This is a genomic window from Ensifer sp. ENS03, assembly GCF_014852035.1.
GTDB classification, from domain to species: Bacteria; Pseudomonadota; Alphaproteobacteria; order Rhizobiales; family Rhizobiaceae; genus Ensifer; species Ensifer adhaerens.
In genome coordinates this window covers 716,456-738,659 of record NZ_JACVAV010000003.1, presented here as the reverse complement: position 1 = coordinate 738,659, position 22,204 = coordinate 716,456, and the positions used below count along the sequence as shown (strand labels likewise).

The following is a 22,204-nucleotide window of genomic DNA, read 5'->3' as shown; positions in this document are numbered from 1 at the left end:
GAACGAAATGCCACCTGCTGCCCTGAATGCCGCCCATGCGGCACTCCATGTCCAGGCGTGACATTCCTGTTCAGATGTCGAGGAAGACCGTTTCCTTCTCACCCTGCAGGTGAATGTCGAAGACATAATTAGGCGCCGTTCCGGTCGCGACAAGCGTCGCGACGCGATGGCGATGTTCGATGCGCGCAAGCAGCGGATCGGCAGCGTTGGCTGCCGCCTCGTCCGGGAAATACATGCGGGTGTGAAGCCCTATGTTGATGCCCCGCGCGACGATCCAGAAGGTGATGTGCGGCGCCATTCTCCGGTCGTGGCTGTAGGGAACCTGCCCCGGCTTGATGGTCTCGAAGGAAAAGACCCCGTCTTCGGCGCCCGTTGCACAGCGCCCCCAGCCGGTGAAGTTTGCGTCCGCAGCACCGCGTATCTCGGTCGGCGAATTGTAGAACCCGGCGGCATCCGCCTGCCAGATCTCGACGAGTGCGTCTTTCAACGGCGCGCCGGCGCCGTCGATCACCCGTCCGGTGATAGTAATGCGCTCGCCACGCGTCTCAGCGTTCACCATCCGCGATCCGAGGTCAGCCTCGTAGACGCCGGTGATGCCGCAGAAGTTCGGGGTGAGGCCGATATGCACGTAGGGCCCGGCCGTTTGCGAGGGCGTCTCCTTGAGGTAGCCGAGTTGCTGAACCATCAGTTGCCCTCCAGCCGGTTCTCGAACAGTGTCGAGCGGCGTCCCCGCAGCACGATATCGAACTTGTAGGCCCGTGCGTCGAAGGGAATGGTGTTTGCCCAGTCGAGCGGGGCGATCAATTGTTCTACCGCCTGGCGGTCCGGGATGGTGTTGACGATCGGACACTTCCAGATCATCGGGTCGCCCTCGAAATACATCTGGGTGATCAGCCGCTGCGCGAAACCATGGCCGAAGACCGAGAAATGGATATGCGCCGGGCGCCAGTCATTGACGCCGTTCGGCCAGGGATAGGGGCCGGGCTTGATCGTCCGGAAAGCGTAGCCCCCTTCCGCGTCGGTTATCGTGCGGCCGCAGCCGCCGAAGTTCGGATCGAGCGGCGCGAGATAGCTTTCCTTCTTGTGGCGGTAGCGGCCGCCGGCATTGGCCTGCCAGAATTCGAGCAGCGCCCCAGGCACGGCGCGACCGCGCTCGTCGAGCACGCGGCCATGCACGATGATGCGTTCGCCAATGGCGCTCTCACCGGGCTTGGCGAAATTGTGGATGAGGTCGTTGTCGAGTTCGCCGACGACCGAATGCCCGAAGACCGGGCCGGTAATTTCCGAAATCGTGCCGTCGAACGAAAGCAGCGCCTTTTGAGGCGAGCGCAGCACCGAGGTCTTGTAGCCCGGCGTCAGCGCCGGCGCATGCCATCCACGGTCGCGTGGGAAAAAGGCGCCCGTCTCCGGCTTTCCATTGGTTCTGTCGGACATCGCTTCCTCCCGTCAGGCCGCCGTGCCGGCATCGATCTCGGCAAAGACCTGCTTGGCGATCTTGATCGCGTGGTTGGCCGCTGGCACGCCGGCATAGATCGCCACGTGCAGCAGCGCCTCGCAGATATCCTCGCGGGTCGCACCGGTGTTGGCGGTCGCCCGCACATGCATAGCAACCTCGTCGTCCTGGCCGAGGGCTGCGAGCAACGCGATCGTCACGATCGAGCGCTCACGCGTCGTCCAGGTCGGCCGCGACCAGACATGGCCCCACGCCGCTTCGGTGATCAGCTCCTGGAAGGGGCGGTCGAATTCGGTAGAAACCGACTGCGTCCGATCCACGTGATTGTCGCCGAGCACCGCACGGCGCGTGGCCATGCCCTGGCGATAGCGATCGGAGGGCGCAGAAGCGTCACTCATGGGTCCTGTCTCCATGCATTGCAATTTCGAAGAAGGCGCGAAGCACCGCGGTCAAGGCTTCCGGGTTTTCGACGCAGGGAATGTGACCGGCATCGCGGATGACTTCGTAGCGCGCACCGGGAATGAGGCGGGCGGTGGCAAGCACGACATCCGGCGGCGTCGAGCCGTCCTGATCGCCGACGACGCAAAGCGTCGGCACGGCGATGCGGGCTGCCGCCTCGGTATAGTCGGCGTCGCGGATGGCGGCGCAGGTGGCGACGTATCCGGTTACAGGCTGACGGACGAGCATGTTGCGATAGCCGGCATAGGCGATGTTTTCCGGGCGGCGAAACGCCGGCGTGAACCAGCGCTCGAGCACGCTATCGGCAATCGCCTCGATGCCGTGTTCCTCTACCGCCGCGATGCGTGCGGCCCAGGTCTCGGCCGTGCCGATCTTGTGCGCCGTGTCGCAAAGGACGAGCGCCCGAACCAGATCGGGCCGTCGCTGGTAGAGCGACTGCGCAATCAGGCCGCCGACCGAGAGGCCGCAGATGATCGCCTGCTTGACCGAGAGCATGTCGAGCAGGCCGGCAAGGTCGTTCGCATGGTCCTCGATCGCATAGGGTGTGGGCCCGATATCCGAGAGGCCATGGCCGCGTTTGTCGTAGAGGACGATGGCAAAATCGCCGGCAAGACGGACGATGACATCGCGCCAGATGCGAAAATCCGTGCCGAGCGAATTGGCGAAAACCAGCACCGGCCGGTCGCCGGTGGCGCCGATCACCTGATAGTGGATCGTAATGTCGTTGATACGGGCAAACTGCACGGGCTCTCTCCTCCGCCACCAAATTGGATATTTAATCTGGTTAGGTAAAATGATATTTCATGGCATTTCATTAACTTGAGGGTTATGAATTCCATGATCGACGCCCGGGTCAAGTTTCGCCATCTACAGACATTTGTCGAGGTCTCCCGGCAGAAGAGCGTGATGAAGGCGGCCGAGCTGCTGCATGTCAGCCAGCCGGCCGTGACCAAGACGATCCGCGAACTCGAAGAGGTGCTTGGCGTCGCGGTCTTCGAGCGCGACGGGCGCGGCATCAAGATAACACGCTATGGCGAGGTGTTCCTGCGCCACGCCGGTGCGGCGCTGACGGCGCTTCGGCAAGGGCTCGATTCGGTCTCGCAGGAACGGTCCGGCGACGGCGTTCCGGTCCGCATCGGAGCGCTGCCGACCGTCTCGACACGCATCATGCCGCACGCCATGACGCTGTTTCTCAAGGAGGAGACCGGCGCCCGCATCAAGATCGTCACCGGCGAGAATGCAGTCCTCCTCGAACAGCTGCGCGTCGGCGATCTCGATCTGGTCGTCGGGCGGCTTGCGGCACCGGAAAAGATGACCGGCTTTTCCTTCGAGCATCTCTACTCGGAACAGGTGGTCTTTGCCGTCAGGGCTGGACATCCGCTGCTTGCCGGCGCCCATTCCACCTTTGCGCGGCTCGCCGACTTCCCGGTCCTGATGCCGACACGCGCCTCGATCATCCGCCCCTTCGTCGAGCGCTTCCTGATCACAAATGGTATTGCCAGTCTGCCGAACCAGATCGAGACAGTGTCCGACGCCTTCGGCCGGGCCTTCGTGCGGGCGAGCGATGCGATCTGGATCATCTCCGCCGGTGTCGTCGCCGCCGATGTCGACGATGGCACGATCGCAATCCTGCCGATCGACACAAGCGAAACGAAAGGTCCTGTTGGCCTGACCATGCGCGCCGACGCGGTGCCGCCGCTCGCCCTTTCTCTGCTGATGCAGACTATCCGAGAGGCGGCGACAGCGGTCTCAGCCAAGCTCTAGCAGCGCCTGGCCGATCGACATCGCCTCTGCGATCATCTCGCACCGGCAACCGCTCCGACGTTGAGAATTCGGCTGCTGCTCAACAGGCCTGCGGCCTGCACCAGCGGATAACCGGCGGCTGCGATATCGGAATTGATCCGGTGGAGGTCGCGCACGAGGTCGATGAAGAGGGCATTGTCTCTCGCACCGGCCGCCGTCTCCACATGCTCGCCGCCGAGATGCCGGCGCACGATTTCATCTTCGAGTTCACGGAAGCGGTCCTTTTGGGCCGCGAGCCGCGATGCGGCCGCGACGTCGCGGGAGGAGAGGGCCGCAGGCAACAATCGCAACGAGGCCACGATCACCTCCGAGAGCGCCTCGATCGCCGCACGCTGGCTGACGGTGAACTGAATGTTCTGCTTGATTTTCGCCCTGATGCGATCGGCAAGGCTTAGCTTGATGACGTCGCCCGCATGTTCGAGATTGCTCGCAAACAACATGATCTCATGGGCTCTGCTCGTCTCTCCGGCCGGCAACCCGTCCTGTGTCAATTGTCCGAGATAGGCGTGCACCGACGCCATGTAATTGCCGAGCCGTGCATCCACGGGCAGCAGTTCCTTCAGATTTTCGAGCCTGCCGGCCTGTAACGACGTCAGCGCCATCCGGAACATGCGCTCCAGCAATTCGCTCATGCGGATCGTTTCGGTCGTTGCATTGCTGAGCGCGATTGCCGGCGTCTCCAGCGACATGCTGTCGAGATAGCGCGGAGACGTCAAGGGATCGCCAACGACCGGCGCTGGCGGGACAAGCCGTTCCACAAGGTTCACGACGAACGACGACAGCGGCAGGAACACGGCCGCAACGACCAGGTTGAAGGTGACGTGAAGACCGACCGCGACATGCAACGGATCGGTGGGTAGACGGCCGGCAATATCGACGATCTGCCGCGCGAAGGGCAGCAGCGACACGGCCAGAAGCCCGCGGCAGAAGAGATTGGCGACCGGCAGCTTGCGGGCAGATGGCGGCTGGTCGAGCGTGGCGCTGACCGCCGGAAGTCCGCCGCCGAAATTGATTCCGAGGATAAGCGGGACGGCGCCGGCGACTTCGAGGCTGCCGTTCATCAGGAGCGAGGCGACGAGCAGGATGACGGCAAGCGTCGAGTGGAACAGCCATGCAAGCATTGCACCGACGAGGAAGCCAAGCACGGGCTCCGTCGCGACCGCCTGCAGGACATCGTGGAAAAGCGTGGCTTCGCGCAGTGGCGCGGTCGCCGACACGATCACCTTCAAGGCCATCAGCATCAGCCCGAGGCCCATCAGGATGCGGCCGGCGTTACGCGGTCGGAATTCGCCGGATACGCTGAATGCGATGTATCCGGTCAGGAGAAACAGCGGAGCGAGCACGCCGGCAAGCGACGAGCCGGAGGCAAAGAGGCCGGAGACGAGCGCGGAGCCGATATCCGCCCCGAGCAGGACGGCGAGCCCGGTCTGGGCCGAAATCGCACCGGCGCCTGCAAGCCCGGCAACGATCAGCGCCATGGCCGTGGCGCTGCCGAGCACGGCGGTCGCAAGGACCCCGCCACCGAAGGCGGTAAGCCGGTTCGACAGGCGTTCTTCGACAAAGCGCTGCAGCCGGTCGCCCCAGCCGCGCATGACGCCAGTGCGCACCATGCGAACGCCCCACAGAAGCAGCGCCACGCCACCCAGAAGTTCCAGGATAACGAATGTTCCGGAGTTCATCTCATGCCCCTCGCCGCAAGTATCAGTCGGCGACGAAGTCGTCGGGTGCGACAGATCCGATGTTGTAGCCCTCCAGCTGCGCGGTCATGCTGCCGCGCCGCGGGAAATGCAGGATGGTCGCCGTCCCCGGCGTGACGGGGACGACGCGCGACGGGGGAAGATCGAGGAATTCGTGGCAGGCGGCGCGCACCACGCCGCCATGGGCAACCACGAGCAGGTCCCCTTCGGTGCGCGACATCCAGTCATGCACACCTTCGGCCACGCGGCCGCGAAAGGCGCCCCAGGTTTCGCCGTTGGCCGGCGTGAACGTACCGGCGCGCCATGCGGCATATTCTTCCGGCCGCTCGGCGATGAGATCCGGCTTGCGCCGTCCCGTCCATTCGCCCATGTCCAATTCACGGAAGCGCTCGTCGGTCGGCGCGTCCGGGTGACCGATGAGGGCGACCGTCTGCCGGGTGCGGCCGAGATCGGAGGCGATAATGCGAACCGGCTTCAATGCCTTGGCGTAGGGGCGGAACCGCCTCACCTGCGCGACCCCGCGCTCGGACAGGAGCGAGTTGTCCTGTCCCTGGAGGCGTTGTTCGGCGTTCCACTGGGTTTCGCCGTGGCGCATGAGGATGAGCCTCATTGTTGGATCCTTTCTCCGGTGGCGGCGAAAACCGCATCGGGGGTGCGAATGAAGGAAAGGGGGATCGGCTCCCCCGGTGTGGCGGTGAAGTAGCTGTCGGCCATGGCCGTAACGCGCAGGTCGCCGACCATGGCGGTCACCATGGTTCGGCCCGCGATCGGTGCTGCTTCGGCAAAGCGGGCCATAAGCGACGGTGCTCCGGCGACCGCGCCGACGCTGACGTCTTCGGCACGGAAGAGCAGTTGCGCATCGTCGCGGCCGGCCGCCACGGAAGCCGGCGCTAGCACCATATCGCCGAAGACGAGGCCGTCGCCGGCGCGGTGCACCGGTATCAGGTTTGCCGGCGGCGTGCCGAGGAAGGTCGCGACGAAGGTGGTCTGCGGATTGCGCAGGAGATCGATCGGCTTGCCAAACTGTTCGACGCGGCCGTTGTTGAGCACGGCGACATGGGTCGCCATGGTCATCGCCTCGACCTGGTCGTGCGTGACGTAGACCGATGTCGCCCCCGTCGCCCGGTGGATGCGCATCAGCTCGCTGCGCATCTCGATGCGCAGCTTGGCATCGAGGTTCGACAGCGGCTCGTCGAACAAAAGAATGCTCGGCTGTGGCGCGATCGTGCGGGCGATCGCCACGCGCTGCTGCTGGCCGCCGGAGATCTCGGCCGGATACCGTTCGGCAAGCGTGTCGATGCCGAGAAGCGAAAGCACTTCCCGCACACGCTGCTCGCGCTTGTCGCGCGGCCATCTGGCGACCTTCAGCGGCCAGGCGATGTTGCCGGCGACCGTCATGTGCGGCCAGAGCGCATAGCTCTGGAACACGAGCCCGGCGTTGCGCTTGCCGGCGTCGGCAATGACGCCGCCCGCGCCGCTCGATACGGTCTGCCCGACGAAGGCGATTTCGCCTTCGCTCGGGCTTTCAAGCCCGGCCAGCATGCGCAGAAGGGTCGACTTGCCGCAGCCCGAGGGGCCGACGAGCACGAGAAAGGATCCCGCCGGTACCGAGATGTTGACGTCCTTGACGGCGGTAAAGGCGCCAAAGCGTTTGACGAGGCTGCGGATCTTGATGGCGTCCGCAGTGCCGGTTGCTAAAGCATTCATGGTGCTTTCCATTTCTGGACACGGTTCTGCAGGCTGTGGGCCACGAAGGAGGCAGCCAGGCAGACGACGAGGATGACGAGGGTGATGGCATTGGCGAACTGCAGGAAGCCTTCCGCAGCATAGCGATAGGCGACCATGCTCAAGACCGGCGAGGTGGCGGTGAACAGCAGCACGACCAGCGAGAGATCCCGCACCATCTTGACGAAGACGAGGATCGCGCCGGCAAAGAGGCCCCGGATCGCGAGGGGAAAGATGATCGCGAACAGGCGACGGATCAGTCCCGCACCCGTCAGCCGGGCGCTTTCCTCGATGTCGGCGGAGATCTGGCCCAGCACCGACCGCCCCGACTGCACGGCAAAGGGCAGATTGTGCGCCGATGCCGCGATGACCAGCAGGGCGAAGGTGCCGTAGAGCGAAGGCAGCGGCCCGATCGGCGCGCCGAAGAGCGCGATATAGGCCGCGGCAAAGGCGATGCTCGGCACCAGAAGCGGCAGGAAAGCAAGCTGGCTCAGCAGCGTCGCGAGCAGGCTGCCGCGGCGCTGGACGATGGTATAGGCCAGCCCAAGACCGAGCAGCATCGTGGTGAAGGCGACGACCAGCCCGAGACGGATCGTGTTCCAGATCGCGTCGATCAGCACCGGATTGCGGAAGATACCCGCCTGCCCCTGCGCCATCTCGCCGCCACCTTCGCCGATCCAGAAGTGCAGCGTCCAGTTGGAAAACAGCGCGCCGCTCTGCGGTGCCAGGCTCGACGCGGCCAGCACGAGGACCGGCAGCACCGTGGTCAGAAACCCGATGATGACGGCGATGGCAAAGAGTGGCCAGCGCCAGGCGCCAAGCGGGAAGCGTTTGGTCCGCCCGCCTTTGCCGGTCACCGTGATGAAGGCCTTGCGACCGGAGACGATACGATCGGAGAGCCACAGGAACAGTGCCGACACTGCAATGAGCAGCAGCGCAAGCACGAAGCCGCGTTCGTTCTGCCCGGTCTCGATCATGCCGAAGAGACGGGTAGAAAGCGTCTGCATCCGCACCGGCAGGCCGAGCAAAGCGGGTGCCGCGAAATTGGCGACGGCACCGGCGAAGGTCAGCGATGCCGCGGCAATCAGCGCCGGCGTGACCACCGGCAGGATGATGCCGAAGAAGATGCGCGGGCGCTTGGCGCCGGCCATCTGGCCTGCCTCGACGAGATCGGCGCCGACCGAACTCAAGGCCGCGGCGATGATCGTATAGGCGAGCGAATAATAGTGCGCGATCAGCACGATCGCCGTCGGGATGAGCCCCCAGGCGAGCCAGTCGGGAATGGCAAGGCCGCTGGTCTCGAAGAAGCCGGCCGAACCGCCGAGACGCGAGTTGCGAAACAGCGTGCCCCAGGCAAGGGCTGCGGCAAAGCTCGGGATCATGTAGGGCAGCGACGCCATCAGGCCGAGGAAGCGGCGGCCCGGCACGTCCGTCAGCACCACAAGCCAGGCAAGGAAGCCGCCGATGAGCAGGCAGCCGGCGCCGACGCTGAAGCCGAGGATCATGGTATTGAGGAGCGGCCGCCACCAGAGGTTGGCCGAGAGCGGGCTGGCGAGCACGGCCTTCCAGGCCGCGATGCCCTCAGGCGTCAGCGTCGTGAAGAGGATGCGCAAGAGCGGAGCGACGACCAGGATCGCGACGATGGCGACGAGAATTGCCGGCAAGAGGAAGCCCGATCGGAGCAGCCGGCTGCCCGATGGTGCGGATATTGATAGGGATGTCATGTCAGAGCCTCGGCGTCTGTCGGCACGCGTTTTTGGAAAAGCGTGCCGACAGACGGTTTCCGTTACTGGAGCGTGATGATCAGGTCGGCAATGCGCCCGCGCGCGGCGGCCGTCTTTGCCGGGTCGATCGTCCAGGCCTTTAAGTCATCGAGCTTCACCGAGTCCGGATGGTGGGCGATGGTCTTGCGGGTCGCGTAGTCGCCGGGAACGTTGAAGGGCTCGAAGCCCGCCCCGCCGGTCGGCGTATCGTCGCCGAACATGAAGTCGATCAGCAACCGAGCGGCCGCCGGATGCGGCGCCTTGTCGGCGACCGTCAGTACCGCCGGAAACAGGATGCCGTTGGCCGGCTCGACATTGTTGGCGATCTGCAGCGCCCAGCCCTCCTTCTCGTTGTCACGACGGTCGGAATAGGTGCCGAAACCGACCGGCGGGCTCTTGGCGTTGACGTCACCCACTGACTTGTTGAGCACGTCGCTGTTGGGAACCAGGATCAGGTCGTTGGCGAAGAGGTCCTTGATGAACTGCTCACCGGCGCCCTGAAGATCACCTTCAACTTCGATATCCTTGCCGAAATGCGCCTTGTAGGCGGCGGCCATTTCGTCCGGATGCAGCGCGATCTCGGTCAGGAGATCGAGCAGTTCGCCACGCTGGCTCGGGTCGACCATCAGCACCCGCCCCTGCCATTCCGGTTGGGTGAGCTGCCAGAGATTGCTGACGGGCGAACCATCAGGAAAAGCCTTCTCGTTGTACATCAGCACCTTGGTGGAGAGGCGCTGGGTCAGGAGCGGCGCCTTGTAGCGATCCTCCAGTTCGTTCGCGACCCGCGGCGGCACATAGTTCACGATCCGCTTCCCCTCCAGAAGCTTGGTGAACACGACAGGTGTGTCTGCAATATAGAGCACGTCGACAGCATGCACGCCGGCCTGTTGCTCCGCTTCGACACGCGCGATCTGCTTGGTCGAACTCATGTCGAGGCCGATGAGGTCGATGCCCGGATAGGTCTCTTCGAAGGCCTTCTCGATCTTGGCTATGCGGCTCGACAACGAGAAGACTGTAACGCTTCCCTCCTTCTGTGCGAGCGGCAGCAGTTGCTGCGGCGTCAGCCCGTCGAGATCGGACGCCATCGTCAAGGATGGCAGTGCGAAGCATGCGGCAAGTGCGGCACTGGTCAGTTTTTTCAGCATTTCGTTCTCCTCCCTTTATAGTTCCCCGCTAGAGCATCCTGCCTTCAAGTGGGATCACTTGCGGGCGGAAAGATGCTCTAGAATCAAAGTATTAGAACGTCCTTTGTGCGTTCCTGTGAACGCAGGCGCTCTAGTCGAAGTCGTTGAACAACTCCGACAGCTTCTCCAGCCTGCCGATCACCTGCCCCTGGTGGCGGCCGGCGATCGTCAGCACGATGGCGTTGACGATCGCAAACGGGATCGTCGGTGTCTGAAATTCGCTGCCCGAGCGTCCCCTCGGCGCTGCAAGCATCAGATCGGCAGCGGGCTCCATCAGCGGCCCGACCAGATCGGAAACGAGGATCGAGGGCGCACCGACCCGTGTCGCATGCCGCATCAGCGGGGCGTAGCTTTGCGGCTGTTTGCGAAAGGCAAGCGCCACGATGAGGTCGCCTGCCTCCATGCTGACCAAGCGCTCGGCGATGTCCCGGCCGCGCCCCGTCAGCTGGATCGTGGTCATGCCGAAGCGATCGAGGCGACGCTGCAGGAAGCCGGCCACGGATTGCGCATGCCCCTGCCCGAAGATGAAGACGCGACGTGCGGAAAAAATCATGTCCGCGGCCCTGTCGATATCCGTCTGCTCGACGGACCGGGCGAGCGTTTCGAGCGCGCTGATCTCGGCCGCAATCAGATCGGTCAGGTAGTCGCCATGCTCGACCTTCGAGACCGAGCGGCGCATGCGGTTGGCCGCGTCCTGATCGTCCAGCACCTCGCGCTGCAGCTGCGCGCGAAGGTCCGGAAAGCCCTTGTAGCCGAGCTTCTGCGCCAGCCGGGTGGCGGTGGCCTCATGAACGGAAGCGCGCTGGGAAAGCTGCGGGCCCGACAGGAACGCGGCCTCCGCCCGGTTTTCCAGCATGGTGGTGATCAGCTTCTGATCCGCATCGGTAAGCCGCCTGGAATGCGTCTTAATGCGATCGAGTATCGTCATGACGTCCCCGCAAGTTCATTTGCAGGATCCATCGTTCCTGCAATTTTCCGTGCCGTCAATAATGGCAATGCAAGAATCTTTGCAAGGGTCTGCAATGGGTGATGCCTCCTGTCTGTAGATGGGGTCCCGGCCCTGCAGGTTACCGGCTAGACGCCCCAACAAACCTACCTGCGCGTGCTCCATGCAGGACAACCTGCAACCTGTGCATTTGCCCAACAGATTCTTTGCAAAGCACCGCAAACCGATGCCGCCGGCCGTGATTGCGCCGGACAAGCTAAGTCCCTCGAACGATTGCTCCTCCGATTTCGGCGCTCTCTCCACGCAACCCACACACGGCCTCAACGAATCCTGTGCCTGCCGGTTGCACCGCTGATTGCAGAGAAACTCCGAGAACCACCATGAGCGATCCCCAAACGACAGACCTTACCTTCGGCCCAACCCCGGGCAGCCGTCCCAGGAAACGGGAATGGGCGATCGGAGGCTTCAGCTGGCTTCTGACGAAACACATGTTTCTGGCGGTGACGGCCACCATTGGGGTGCTGACGTCGGGATCGTTCATTTACATGTACGTCCTCTATCTGACGCACCCCGACGCGGTCCTCGAGCCGGTCACCCTGGTCGAGCTCCTGGTTATGGCCGCAGTGCTCACCGTCAGCCTCATCATCGCTGCGATCATCGGCGGTCGCCTCAGCCACCGGATCGTGAACGCACTGGTGCTCATCCGCGATGCCGCAAAGGCGATCGCGATGGGAAATTTCTCCACCCGCGTGCCCGTTCGATCAAGACGACTGGGGGAGGTCGACGATGTGATCGACCATTTCAACCGGATGGCTGAACTGCTGGAGAACGCAGAGAAGGAGTTGCAGTACCAGAACAACGCCATTGCCCATGAGCTGCGAACGCCGCTGACGGTGCTGCGGGGCCGCCTGCAGGGAATGCGCGACGGCGTCTTCAAGCCAACCACCGAGCTTTACGATGGCTTGATCGGTCAGATCGATCACCTGACCGGCATCGTCGAGGATCTCCGCATCCTGGCGCTCTCGAATGTAGGGCGGCTGGAGCTCCGGTTGGAGCCAGGCGACATGGGCGAAGAGGTCGAGACCGCCGTAGCCGCGATGCTCGGCGAGTTCGACAAGGCCGGGATGCCGGTATCGCTCAACCTCAGTCGGGCGCCGATGATGCTTGATCGCGGCAAAGTGCGACAGGCCTTGCTTGCGATCATGCACAATGCCACCCGCTATGCGTCCGGAAGCCGGCTCTCCATCGTGGCGAAGATGAGAGGTTCGGAGGCAATCTTCCAATGCCAGGATTCCGGCCCTGGTATGTCCGACGTCGACATCGAGCACGCGTTTGATCGGTTCTGGCGCGCGGATGACTCCCGATCCCGGGCGAGCGGCGGCAGCGGTCTCGGCCTGTCGGTGGTTCGCGCGATCGCCGAGGCCCATGGAGGTTCGGCCAGCGCGAAGCGAAACGAGTTCGGCGGCATGACCTTCGAAATCGCCTTGCCGACAGACTGCGGGAGCAGAGGCTCGCAAAGCGTACTCTCTCCATGAAAACCGGATGAACTCTGCGCGAAACCTGCAAGCAGATGAGGCAAACCGATAGCATTGAACGGGCCGGGCCGGCCCGCGACAATAAAGGAAACGATCGATGACACTCAACTTCAAGACGGCCGCGCTTGCTCTGACCGTTGCCGCAACCGCTTCGACCGCACAGGCCGCTGATTTCAACAATTCGGGCGTCGACTTTGCCAATGTGGATCGTTGGACGGGGGCCTATGCGGGCGGCCACATCGGCACCGGCTCCTCGAACCAGAAGGGCAGCAAGAACAAGATCAACGGCGGCGTCCAGGTCGGCTACAATCAACAGTTCGGCGATTTCGTGGTCGGTGGTGAGATCGAGGCGGCGCGCGCCGGCGGCTTACAGTACCAGGTTGGCAAAGGCGGCGCCTTGCAGCAGACCTGGAGCGGTACGCCAGGGCCAAGGCGGGCTACGCACTCGACAACGTGTTGCTTTACGGCACGGTGGGCGTCACCACCGCCCGCTTCGAGGGCAAGGGCACCGTAACCTCACGCGATCGCTGGCACACGGGCTGGACCTATGGTGCGGGCGCAGAAATGGGATTTACCGAAAACATCTCCGGCAAGGTCGAATATACCCAGACCCGCTTCAACGGCGTGGACTCCACGATCGGTGGCGTGAAGGGCTCGAACAATCTGGTCAATCACGCGATCAAGACGGGCCTGAACTTCCGCTTCTGATCTCGACACGCCCGGTTCTACTGTCCCCCTAGCACCGGTCGGGCGAGCAGCAACACTTCACCAACCGGCGGCGCCTCGGCAGGCGCAGACTTCCTCGCTTCGGGTATTCCGCGGTTCCGTACAGGGCGCACGGCTCTTTATCCGCTGCGCTCCACACTGGGGAGTTGCAAGATGTAGTCACTGGAACAGGCCGATCAACGCCCTGCCGTTGGCCGCCGCCAGCCGGGCATTGTCGCGGTCGTTCACCCGCCCCCGGGGACCACTGGAGAGTGAAATCTCCAGCGCCTCGGGCGGGACGGGACGAACGCCCGCCTAAGTCACGCGAGAAAATCGAGCTCGCGCCCAGCCCGGATCGGGTGAGTTACTCCTCGATGTCGACCTTGTCGAAGCGATGCGAGCCCAGAGGCTCCATCACGTAGTTCTTCACCTTTTTCGACATCGGCAGCACGACGGTGGAATGTGCGATCGGAACCCAGGGCGCCTGATCGCTGATGATCGCCTGGGCCTCTTCGTAGAGCTTCGTCCGCTCGCCCTGGTCCGAGCTGGCGCGGGCCTTCTGGAAGATCTCATCCAGCGGCTTGTAGCACCAGTTGGCATTGTTGCTGCCACCGACGCCTGAGCAGCTGAAGAAGTAGCTGAGCAGGTTGTCGGGGTCGCCATTGTCGCTCGTGCCGCCGAGGATGATGGCGCCGTCGCGCGCCTTGTCCCGCGACTTCTTGAGGTATTCGCCCCATTCGTAGGAGACGATCTCGACACCGATGCCGACCTTGGCAAGATCCGCCTGCATCAGTTCCGCGGCGCGGCGGGCATTCGGCATATAGGGGCGGCTGACGGGCATTGCCCAGATCTTCATCTTCAGATCCTTGACGCCGGCCTCGTCGAGAACCTTCTTGGCCGCTTCGGGATCGTAGCCATAGCCCTCGATCCCGCCGTTATAGCCCCACATCGTCGGCGGCAGGACGCTCTTGGCCATCTGGCCCATGCCCTGATAGACGGACTCGACGATCGCCTTGCGGTCGATCGCCATGTTGATGGCGCGGCGCACCTCCAGCTTGTCGAATGGCGCCACCAGGGTGTTCATCGCCAGATAGGAAACGTTGAGGCCCGGTTGCTCCATGACGTTGAGGTCCGGATTTGCCTTTAGCTTGGCGATATCGGCCGGTGCCGGATACGGAGCGATATGGCACTCGCCCGCCTGAAGCTTCTGCATGCGAGTGGTCGGGTCGGTGGTGATCGCGAAGATGAGATTGTCGATCTTCGGCGCGCCATCCCAATAGTCGGCGTTGGCGGCAAAGCGGATCGCCGCGTCCTGCTGGTAGTCGACAAAGCGGAACGGTCCGGTGCCGACCGGCTTGCGGTCGAGGTCCTCGCGCCGCCCGTCTGCCGCCAGCTTGTCGGCATATTCCTTCGACACGATCGAGCCGAAGTTCAGCGCGAGCTTCGACGGCAGCGACGCATCCGGCTGGTTCAGTACGAACTTGACGGTCCTGTCATCGACCTTGACGATCTCCTTGATTGCCGCCGGCATCTCCATCGCGTTGAACATTTCCCAGTTCGCGCCGGCGAAATAGCTATGCCACGGATCGTCCTTGTCCATCTGCCGGTTGAAGGTGAAGAGCACGTCGTCTGCATTGAAATCACGCGTCGGCGTGAAATCGTCCGTCGTCTGGAACTTCACGCCCGCGCGCAGTTTCAACGTGTATTCGAGATTGTCGGCGGAAATGGTCCAGCTTTCGGCAAGGCCCGGGACGACATTGGTGGTGCCGGGCTCGAATTCTGTGAGGCGGTCATAGACCGTCTCGGCCGACGCGTCCCAGGTGCTGTTAGCCGAGTACAGTGCCGCGTCGAAGCCTTCCGGCGCGCCTTCCGAGCAATAGACGAGCGTCTTTGCCATGGCCGGCGTCAGCGCGGCGCCTGAAAGCATGGTGGCAGCGAAGAGCGTTACAAGGGTGTTGCGCGTCCGCGCGAATTTCACGTTCATTGGTCTGTCCTCCCTAAAGGAATGGAATGCGAGTGCCGGCCGATGGCGCCGGAAGGATCATTCGGCCCTGCCGGCCGTGGTGCCGAGCCCGCGGCCGGGGGTCCAGACCGAATCCGGCGTGGTCCAGAGCACGTCGTTGCGGATCAGCTTCACCAGTTCGCTCGCCTGAAGATCGAGGAAACGCTCGCCCTTTGCAGCCGTTGCGCTGCGCGGATCGCCCCAGGTACCGGTAACCGGCGCGCGCTCGGAGAAGGAATAGAAGCGCGACACGTCCGCCGGGACGTCGACAGGGTGCTGCTGGTTACCGAAAGCCTGACCGAACATCTCGGTCTTTACCGCGTCCGGCACGATCGCCAGCATGACAGAGGCCTCACCTTCGCAGGCATGGTGGGCGCCGGTGTCGACTTCGAAGATTTTTGATGCCTCCTCCGTCGCCAGCATCCACGGCGTCGTCGCGACGATCGGCATGGCGAACTCGACCGCCAGTTCGCGCACGGCGACCGCCAGCGGATCCATGTTGCCGCCGTGACCATTGACAATGAACAGGCGCTGGAAGCCGAGCGTCTTCAGCGAGCGGACGATGCAGCGGAGGACGCGGCTCAGCGTATCGTAATCGAGCGTGATCGTGCCGCCGAAGGGCAGGTGATGTTCGCTCATGCCAGTCCACAAGCCCGGAAGGACGGCGACCGGAATGTCGTCGGCCACCAGCCGGGCAGCGCGGATCGCGGCTGCCGATGCGCTCGCGGTGTCGGTGATGACGGGCAGGTGCGGGCCGTGCTGCTCCAGCGAGCCGATCGGCAGGATTGCAAGCGCCCCCGGCTTGCCGGCAATTTCGCGCAGGCTCGGCGCGGTCATGCGCGCCCATTCAACTTCCTTGGTCATGTCAGGCCTCTTTCATGTCATCAAAGCAAATTCTGTTCGCCGCCTCGCCGGCGACACGCGCCGTCTGGCGTCCGCGGGCATCGACCCGCAGGGTCACCGCGCGCCCATCCGATTGCCGCAGGCTGACGAAAGGCGTCGAGCAGCGTTGGGTCAGTCAATCTCATCTCCGGCAAGCGGCGGGGTCGCGAAAAGGCGGTCCCGATTGGCAAGCGCCGCCCGATGGCGGCGGCTACAAATTTGCACAGTCGGAAATATCAATCAAATTATTTTTCCTATAAGAAAATTATATTTCTCAAACTATCGAAATTGCGCATCAAATGGCACAGGCCGCACCGCGCCGTTCCGGCGGCTGGGCCGGCGGGCGCGGATCTGGCGCGTCGTCTGCGCTTTCACGTCTGCGCCAGGTGACACCTGACATGGCGGGCGCTCTCGCTCAGGCGCCGCAGCACCTGGCCCGCCTCGCAGCCGCCGCCAATCCGGTCGCACCTCTGCTTGTAGAAGCAGCCGTCCGGCAGATGGCGGTTGTTGGGAAGCTCGCCCGCACGCACCTGGGCAATATCCGGCAGCGGGCTCTCGAAGCTCGGCGCAGCCGCCAGAAGCGTCTGCGTGTAGGGATGGCGGGGATTGCGCAACACTTCGTCGGCCGGGCCGGATTCGACGATCTGGCCGAGATACATCACCGCGACGTCGTCGCAGAAATGGCGCACCAGCGCGACGTCGTGCGAAATCAGGAGATAGGTGAGCCCGCGCTCTCGCTGCAGCTTCAAGAGCAGATTGATGATCTGCGCCTGTACCGAGACGTCGAGCGCCGATGTCGGCTCGTCCAGCACCAGCAGCTCCGGGTCCGTGCTGATCGCGCGGGCAATGGCGATGCGCTGGCGCTGGCCGCCTGAAAACTCGTGCGGCAGGCGATCGAGGTGTTCCGGCCTCAGCCCGACGGCGACGGCCAGTTCCTCGGCCTTCTCATGCAGTTCGGCCCTGCTGTGCCCACCGCGAATGTGCAGCGGCTCGCTGATCAGCCGCCAGACCGGCAGGCGCCGGTCGAGCGAGGATTGCGGATCCTGAAAGACGATCTGCATCTTCTGCCGCAAGGCGCGCTTTTGTTTGCCCTGAGCCTTCTGAAAATCCTCGCCGTCGATCGCCACCCTGCCCTGTTCAAAAGGCGCAAGCCCGATGATCGCCTGGGCAAGCGTGCTCTTGCCGCAGCCTGACTCGCCGACGATGCCGAGGCTCTTGCCGGCGCCGACCTCAAGGGTCACGCCATTGACCGCATGCACATAAGACGTGGGCCGCCCCAACCAGTTGCGGGAGGCCGGGAAGCGGACATGAAGGTCGGAAACCTCGAGCACCGGCCGCGCTATCGTACCAACGCCTTCGGTCATTGCCGGCCTCCCTGCTCTACGAGTTCGGTCGCCGCACCGCGACGCCAGCAGGCGACCTGCTGGCCGCTGGCCCCCACCAGTTGCGGAGACTGGGTTCGACATTGTTCGACTGCTTCCTTGCATCGCGGCTGGAAGTAGCAACCCGCCGGTGGGTGGAGAAGGTTCGGCACAGCACCAGGGATCGCTTCGAGTTCCTGCTTCGGCGCGACCCGCTCCGGCAGGCAGCGCAACAGCGCCTGGGTATAGGGATGCTGCGGCGTTTCAAGGACCGTCCGCGTCGCGCCGTGCTCGACGATCCGCCCGGCATACATCACGTAGAGCCGATCGCAGAGCTGCGAGACGACGGCGACATTGTGCGAGATGAAGATGACTGACGTGCCTGTCCGGCGCGCCCGGTTCTGGATCAACCGCAGGATCACCGCCTGCACGGTAACATCGAGTGCAGTCGTCGGTTCGTCGGCGATGATCAGGCCGGGGTTGCAGGAAAACGCCATGGCGATCAGCACCCGCTGCCGCATGCCGCCGGAGAGTTCGAACGGATAGAGGTTCATGACCCGCTCTGGTTCGCCGATCAGCATGTCGGCAAGAATGTCCCGCGCCACGCGCCTTGCCTCGGCGAGACCTATTTCCTCGTGGCGCATGATGACGTCGGTCAGCTGCTTGCCGATACGGATCGTCGGGTTCAGCGCGTTCATCGGTTCCTGGAAGATGGTCGAGACCACCTTGCCGCGCAGGTCCTGCAACTGATTGTCGTCCATGGAAAGCGTGCTGTGGCCAAAGAGCCTGACGGTGCCACCGGTGATGCGGTAGCGTCCCTTGGGCAGGAGCCCCGTTGCCGCCATCGTCGTCACCGACTTGCCGCAGCCGGATTCGCCGACAATACCGACAATCTCGGCCTTGCCGACGCTGATCGTGACATCGTCGAGCGCTTTGACGGCGCCGCTGAAGGTTGGAAACTCCAGCGAGAGATTGTTGATGGCCAGCGCCTGGCCGCGTGGTTCTGCCGTTCCCATCGTCATCATCTGCCCCTCAAGCGCGGGTCGAGCATATCGCGTATGCCGTCGCCGACGAGATTGCACCCCATGGCCGTGATCAGGATCGCCAGGCCCGGGAAGGTCGCGTACCACCATTGGTCGAGCATGTAGCTGCGGCCGCTGCTGACGAGCGCGCCCCATTCGGCGGTCGGCGGCTGCGCGCCGAGGCCGATGAAGCTGAGGGCGGCTGCAATCAGCACGACGCCGCCGAGATCGAGGGTCGCCTGGACGATGATCGGCGACATGGCGTTTGGCAGGATATGCCAGCGCAGGATGTAGAACGGCGAGGCGCCAAAGGTGCGCGACGCCTTGACGAAGACCTGCTCGCGCAGCGACAGCGTCTGGCCGCGGGCGAGGCGCACATAGGCGGGGATGCGTACGATCGCGACCGCCAGCATCGAATTGAACAGGCTTGGGCCAAGAGCCGCGGCCAGCGCCATGGCGAGCACCAGCGCCGGCAGGGCGAGCACGACATCCATCAGCCGCATGATGGCGGTATCGACCCGACCGCCGACGACGCCCGAGAAGCAGCCGATCAGCACCCCGACCGACATCGAGATCAGGACGATCATGAAGGCGGCGCCGCAGGAAGCCCTTGCCCCAAAGATCACGCGCGAGAACAGGTCGCGGCCGACCTCGTCGGTGCCGAACCAGTGCGCCGCACTCGGTGGCAACAGGCGCGCCGTCAGCGACACCTTGTCCGGATTGTAGGGCGCGATCACGGGTGCGGCGACGATCATCACGAGGACAAGCAGGATGATCGCGACGCCGACCAGCGTCAGCGGGCTGCGGCGGCTGAGGTACCAGAAATAGCGCAGCCGCTCGGAAAAGGACTTGGTCCTGCGCATTGCTGCATTCGACGCGGCAGGCTCTGTCGGCATGACGGCGGACATGATCAGACCTCCCTGATCTGCGGGTCGGCGAGCATGTAGGCGAGATCGACCAGGAGGTTGATCAGCACGTAGCCGATGGATGCGACGATGGTGAAACCCATGATGGCGGGGAAATCGAGGGTCTGGATCGAGGTCACAACATAGGTGCCCATGCCCGGCCAGGCGAAGATCGTCTCCGTCAGCACCGCGCCATAGAGCAGATCGCCGAGCGCCAGCCCGAGCAGCGTGATCGACGGGATGAGCGCGTTTCTGAGCGCATAGTTGAAGATGATCATGCCCTTGCGCAGGCCACTGGCGCGTGCTGTCCGGATGTAATCTTCCTGCAGCACGTCGAGCATCGAGGCGCGGATCTGGCGCGTGATCACGCCCATATTGGCAAAGGCGAGCACGAAGCCCGGCAGGATGATGTGGTAAAGGGCGCTGCGGAATGCGTCGAAACGGCCCTGCAGCAGCGAGTCGATCAGCAGGAAGCCTGTGATGCGCTCGGGTGTCGCAATACCCATGGCCAGGCGCCCGCTGCCGGGCAGGATCTGGAATTTCGCATAGAAGACGTAGATCAGGATCAGGCCGAACCAGAAGACTGGCATCGAGATGCCGCAGACCGAGACCGTTCGTGCCACCTGATCAATTGGACCGTCCTTGTAGACGGCCGAGAGCACACCGAGCGGCACGCCGAGACAGATCGCGATGAAAAGCGCGACCAGGCCGAGCTCCAGCGTCGCCGGCAGGAAGGTGCGGATATCGGCCGCGACGGGGCGATTGGTCCTGAGCGACGTGCCGAGATCGCCCTGAAGCAGATTGCCGATATAGATGGTGAATTGTTCGACGACCGGCCGGTCGAGACCGAGATTGCGCCTGACATTTTCAAGCGTCTCGGCGCTTGCCCTGTCGCCCGCGATCATGCGCGCCGGATCACCGGGAATGAGATGCGAGATCGTGAAGGTGATGACCGCGACCCCCAGCACGACGAAAAGCAAGAGGATCAGACGCGGAAGAATGATGCGGGTGATTGCCATGGACGTCAGCCCTTCCGGCAGGGGAACCCCGGCCTAGCTTGGGAAACGAAGAACCCTGCCGCCACGGCCAGGGGCCGGCGGCAGGCGTTCCGTGGAATGCGGTCGGCCAAGCGAAGCTTGACCGTTCCTCCTCACTCCGTCTTCGACATCGTTCCGAAGTTGTAGACCTGGATCAGCATCGGATTGTAGACATAGCCCTTCACCGCGGCGCGGCGGGCGAAGATGTCGTTCTTCTCCATGATGTAGAGATACGGCGCGTCGTCAGTCGAAAGCTTCTGCGCCTCGATGTAGAGAGCCTTGCGCTTTGCTTCGTCGACGATCGAAGCTGCCTCTTGGACGAGACCCGTCACCTTGCTGTTGTTGTAGAAGGAACGGTTGCCCGGGCCGCCCATCTTACCGGCGTCGAACCAGTAGTTCATGAACATGTAGGGGTCGGCGAAATCAGGCGTCCAGGCGCCGGGCGCCATGTCGAACTTGCCGTTGGCGACCAACTCGCGCTTCGTCGTGTCGGCGACCGCCTGCAGATCGAGCTTGACGCCGATTTCTGCGAGAGAGGCTTGCAGCGCCAGACCAACCGGTTCCCAGGCAGGATCGGCCTGCGAGAAGGTATAGGTCAAATGGATGTCGCCCTTGCCGGATTCGGCAAGCAACGCCTTGGCCTTCTCGATGTCGTAGCTGTACTGGAAACCCTGGGGATCATGCCCCCACATGCCGCTCGGCACCGCGCCGCGCATCTGCTTGGCCTGACCGAGCATGATGCCGTCGATGATGCCCTGGTAGTCGACCGCATAGGAGATCGCCTGACGCACCTTGGCGTCGTCGAGCGGCGGCTGGCGATTGTTCATGTAGATGTAGTTCACATACATGCTCGGATTGCTCTCGACGACGACGGAGGCATCCTTCTGCAGCGCTTCGGCCTGATCGAGCGGGATCTGTTCGATGATGTCGGCATCGCCGTTGGTCAGTTGAAGGCGACGCGCCGACACGTCGCCGACAATGCGGAGCACGACCTGTTTCAGCGCCGGCTTGGCGCCTGCATAATGTTCGTTGCTGTCGAGCACGATGCTCTGGTTGCGCTCCCAGGAAGCGATGCGATAGGGACCGCTGCCGGCCGTATGCTCGGCGAGCCAGGCCTTCGCCATGTCGCCGTCCTTCTCATGCTCCATCACCTTTGGATTGATGATCGCAGCGCCGGAGACGGCAAGCGTTGAAATGAACGGCGCAAACGGCGCGGTCAGGTGAAACTTTACGGTTTGCGGGTCGACGACCTCGACCTCCTTCAAGACCGGGAACGCGTCGGAGGGGCCAGCCTTCAGCTTCATCAGCCGGTCGAAGCTGAACTTGACGGCCGCGGCATCGACCGGCGAGCCGTCATCAAACTTGTGGCCGGCCGCAATCTTGAAGGTCCAGACGAGGCCGGCATCGTCGGCAGTCCAGCTTTCGGCCAGTTCCGGCCCGACTTCCGTCGAGGCGCCCTTGTAGGCGACGAGCCTTTCATAGGCGGCATAAGTGAGCGTGTAGCCGCTGTTGCTGATCTCAATGCCTGGATCGGCTGTCGGCGGATCTTCCGCGCGCGCCAGCACCAGCACGTCCTGCGCAGCAATCGCGCCGGAAAGCGGCGTCGATGCCAGAAGCAATGCAATGCCGATCGATTTCCACTTGGAACCGTTCATCTCGTCGTCCTCCCCAGAACTGCGGCGTGCGATGCCCTCCCGGCACCCACCGCGGTCCTAGACTAGGAAA

The 22,204-nt window shown here is 63.6% G+C and carries 21 protein-coding genes; 4 read left to right on the top strand and 17 right to left on the bottom strand.

Annotated features, from left to right (window positions below):
- Window positions 1-70 precede the first annotated feature (70 nt).
- Genes pcaG through pcaD form a run of 4 tightly spaced genes read right to left on the bottom strand, consistent with a single transcriptional unit; the run spans window position 71 to window position 2,656 of the window.
- Window positions 71-685, bottom strand: a complete 615-nt coding sequence (gene pcaG / locus IB263_RS16160; RefSeq protein WP_060609939.1) for a protocatechuate 3,4-dioxygenase subunit alpha — start codon at window positions 683-685, stop codon at window positions 71-73.
- Window positions 685-1,434 (bottom strand): protocatechuate 3,4-dioxygenase subunit beta, encoded by a 750-nt coding sequence (gene pcaH / locus IB263_RS16155; RefSeq protein ID WP_060609941.1) that lies wholly within the window; start codon window positions 1,432-1,434, stop codon window positions 685-687. The genes pcaG and pcaH overlap by 1 nt, the downstream gene beginning before the upstream one ends.
- Before the next feature lie 12 nt (window positions 1,435-1,446).
- Window positions 1,447-1,851: a 4-carboxymuconolactone decarboxylase gene (gene pcaC / locus IB263_RS16150; protein WP_060609944.1), complete on the bottom strand. Its 405-nt coding sequence runs from the start codon at window positions 1,849-1,851 to the stop codon at window positions 1,447-1,449.
- Entirely contained in the window at window positions 1,844-2,656 is an 813-nt protein-coding gene (gene pcaD / locus IB263_RS16145) for a 3-oxoadipate enol-lactonase (RefSeq protein WP_060529790.1), read from the bottom strand. Before pcaD ends, pcaC begins: the two co-directional genes overlap by 8 nt.
- 93 nt (window positions 2,657-2,749) lie before the next feature.
- Between pcaD and pcaQ the strand changes: the two genes are divergently transcribed.
- A complete protein-coding gene (pcaQ, locus tag IB263_RS16140) occupies window positions 2,750-3,676 on the top strand; it encodes a pca operon transcription factor PcaQ (RefSeq protein WP_034801846.1) in 927 nt (308 codons plus the stop codon).
- A 32-nt stretch (window positions 3,677-3,708) separates the two neighbouring features.
- On the opposite strand, the gene IB263_RS16135 is transcribed toward pcaQ, so the two are convergent.
- The 6 genes from IB263_RS16135 to IB263_RS16110 form a co-directional block, all read right to left on the bottom strand.
- Window positions 3,709-5,394, bottom strand: a complete 1,686-nt coding sequence (locus tag IB263_RS16135) for a Na/Pi cotransporter family protein (RefSeq protein WP_060529789.1) — start codon at window positions 5,392-5,394, stop codon at window positions 3,709-3,711.
- Between the two features lie 22 nt (window positions 5,395-5,416).
- Window positions 5,417-6,022 (bottom strand): histidine phosphatase family protein, encoded by a 606-nt coding sequence (locus tag IB263_RS16130; RefSeq protein WP_034801808.1) that lies wholly within the window; start codon window positions 6,020-6,022, stop codon window positions 5,417-5,419.
- On the bottom strand, window positions 6,019-7,119 hold the full coding sequence (locus IB263_RS16125; RefSeq protein WP_034801810.1) for an ABC transporter ATP-binding protein: 1,101 nt from the start codon (window positions 7,117-7,119) through the stop codon (window positions 6,019-6,021). Before IB263_RS16125 ends, IB263_RS16130 begins: the two co-directional genes overlap by 4 nt.
- A complete protein-coding gene (locus IB263_RS16120; protein WP_060529787.1) occupies window positions 7,116-8,861 on the bottom strand; it encodes an iron ABC transporter permease in 1,746 nt (581 codons plus the stop codon). The genes IB263_RS16125 and IB263_RS16120 overlap by 4 nt, the downstream gene beginning before the upstream one ends.
- 62 nt (window positions 8,862-8,923) lie before the next feature.
- Window positions 8,924-10,045, bottom strand: a complete 1,122-nt coding sequence (locus tag IB263_RS16115) for an ABC transporter substrate-binding protein (protein ID WP_060529786.1) — start codon at window positions 10,043-10,045, stop codon at window positions 8,924-8,926.
- Between the two features lie 130 nt (window positions 10,046-10,175).
- Window positions 10,176-11,012, bottom strand: a complete 837-nt coding sequence (locus tag IB263_RS16110; protein ID WP_063891251.1) for a MurR/RpiR family transcriptional regulator — start codon at window positions 11,010-11,012, stop codon at window positions 10,176-10,178.
- A 506-nt stretch (window positions 11,013-11,518) separates the two neighbouring features.
- Between IB263_RS16110 and IB263_RS16105 the strand changes: the two genes are divergently transcribed.
- The 3 genes from IB263_RS16105 to IB263_RS16095 all read left to right on the top strand — a co-directional run bounded on the left by IB263_RS16105 (window position 11,519) and on the right by IB263_RS16095 (window position 13,273).
- Window positions 11,519-12,565 carry an ATP-binding protein gene (locus IB263_RS16105; RefSeq protein WP_063894980.1) on the top strand — a complete coding sequence of 349 codons (1,047 nt, stop codon included), beginning with the start codon at window positions 11,519-11,521 and terminating at the stop codon, window positions 12,563-12,565.
- A 97-nt stretch (window positions 12,566-12,662) separates the two neighbouring features.
- The gene (locus tag IB263_RS16100) at window positions 12,663-13,079 is read left to right on the top strand and encodes a hypothetical protein (protein WP_060609958.1); all 417 of its coding nucleotides are present in this window, start codon (window positions 12,663-12,665) and stop codon (window positions 13,077-13,079) included.
- The gene (locus IB263_RS16095; RefSeq protein WP_370689631.1) at window positions 13,019-13,273 is read left to right on the top strand and encodes an outer membrane protein; all 255 of its coding nucleotides are present in this window, start codon (window positions 13,019-13,021) and stop codon (window positions 13,271-13,273) included. The genes IB263_RS16100 and IB263_RS16095 overlap by 61 nt, the downstream gene beginning before the upstream one ends.
- A gap of 361 nt (window positions 13,274-13,634) precedes the next feature.
- Here the strand turns inward: IB263_RS16095 and IB263_RS16090 are convergent, their stop codons facing one another.
- The 7 genes from IB263_RS16090 to IB263_RS16060 all read right to left on the bottom strand — a co-directional run bounded on the left by IB263_RS16090 (window position 13,635) and on the right by IB263_RS16060 (window position 22,134).
- Complete coding sequence (locus IB263_RS16090) at window positions 13,635-15,254, bottom strand: ABC transporter substrate-binding protein (protein ID WP_082566483.1); 1,620 nt, start codon at window positions 15,252-15,254, stop codon at window positions 13,635-13,637.
- A 57-nt stretch (window positions 15,255-15,311) separates the two neighbouring features.
- A complete protein-coding gene (locus tag IB263_RS16085; RefSeq protein WP_060584563.1) occupies window positions 15,312-16,136 on the bottom strand; it encodes a creatininase family protein in 825 nt (274 codons plus the stop codon).
- A 389-nt stretch (window positions 16,137-16,525) separates the two neighbouring features.
- Window positions 16,526-17,518, bottom strand: coding sequence for an oligopeptide/dipeptide ABC transporter ATP-binding protein (locus IB263_RS16080; protein ID WP_060644737.1), 993 nt, complete (start codon window positions 17,516-17,518; stop codon window positions 16,526-16,528).
- Complete coding sequence (locus IB263_RS16075; protein WP_082584699.1) at window positions 17,515-18,540, bottom strand: ABC transporter ATP-binding protein; 1,026 nt, start codon at window positions 18,538-18,540, stop codon at window positions 17,515-17,517. Before IB263_RS16075 ends, IB263_RS16080 begins: the two co-directional genes overlap by 4 nt.
- A complete protein-coding gene (gene ddpC / locus IB263_RS16070; protein WP_060520890.1) occupies window positions 18,537-19,445 on the bottom strand; it encodes a D,D-dipeptide ABC transporter permease in 909 nt (302 codons plus the stop codon). Before ddpC ends, IB263_RS16075 begins: the two co-directional genes overlap by 4 nt.
- 2 nt (window positions 19,446-19,447) lie before the next feature.
- Window positions 19,448-20,461: an ABC transporter permease gene (locus IB263_RS16065; RefSeq protein WP_060609964.1), complete on the bottom strand. Its 1,014-nt coding sequence runs from the start codon at window positions 20,459-20,461 to the stop codon at window positions 19,448-19,450.
- A gap of 131 nt (window positions 20,462-20,592) precedes the next feature.
- Window positions 20,593-22,134, bottom strand: coding sequence for an ABC transporter substrate-binding protein (locus IB263_RS16060; RefSeq protein WP_034801826.1), 1,542 nt, complete (start codon window positions 22,132-22,134; stop codon window positions 20,593-20,595).
- Between the last annotated feature and the right edge of the window lie 70 nt (window positions 22,135-22,204).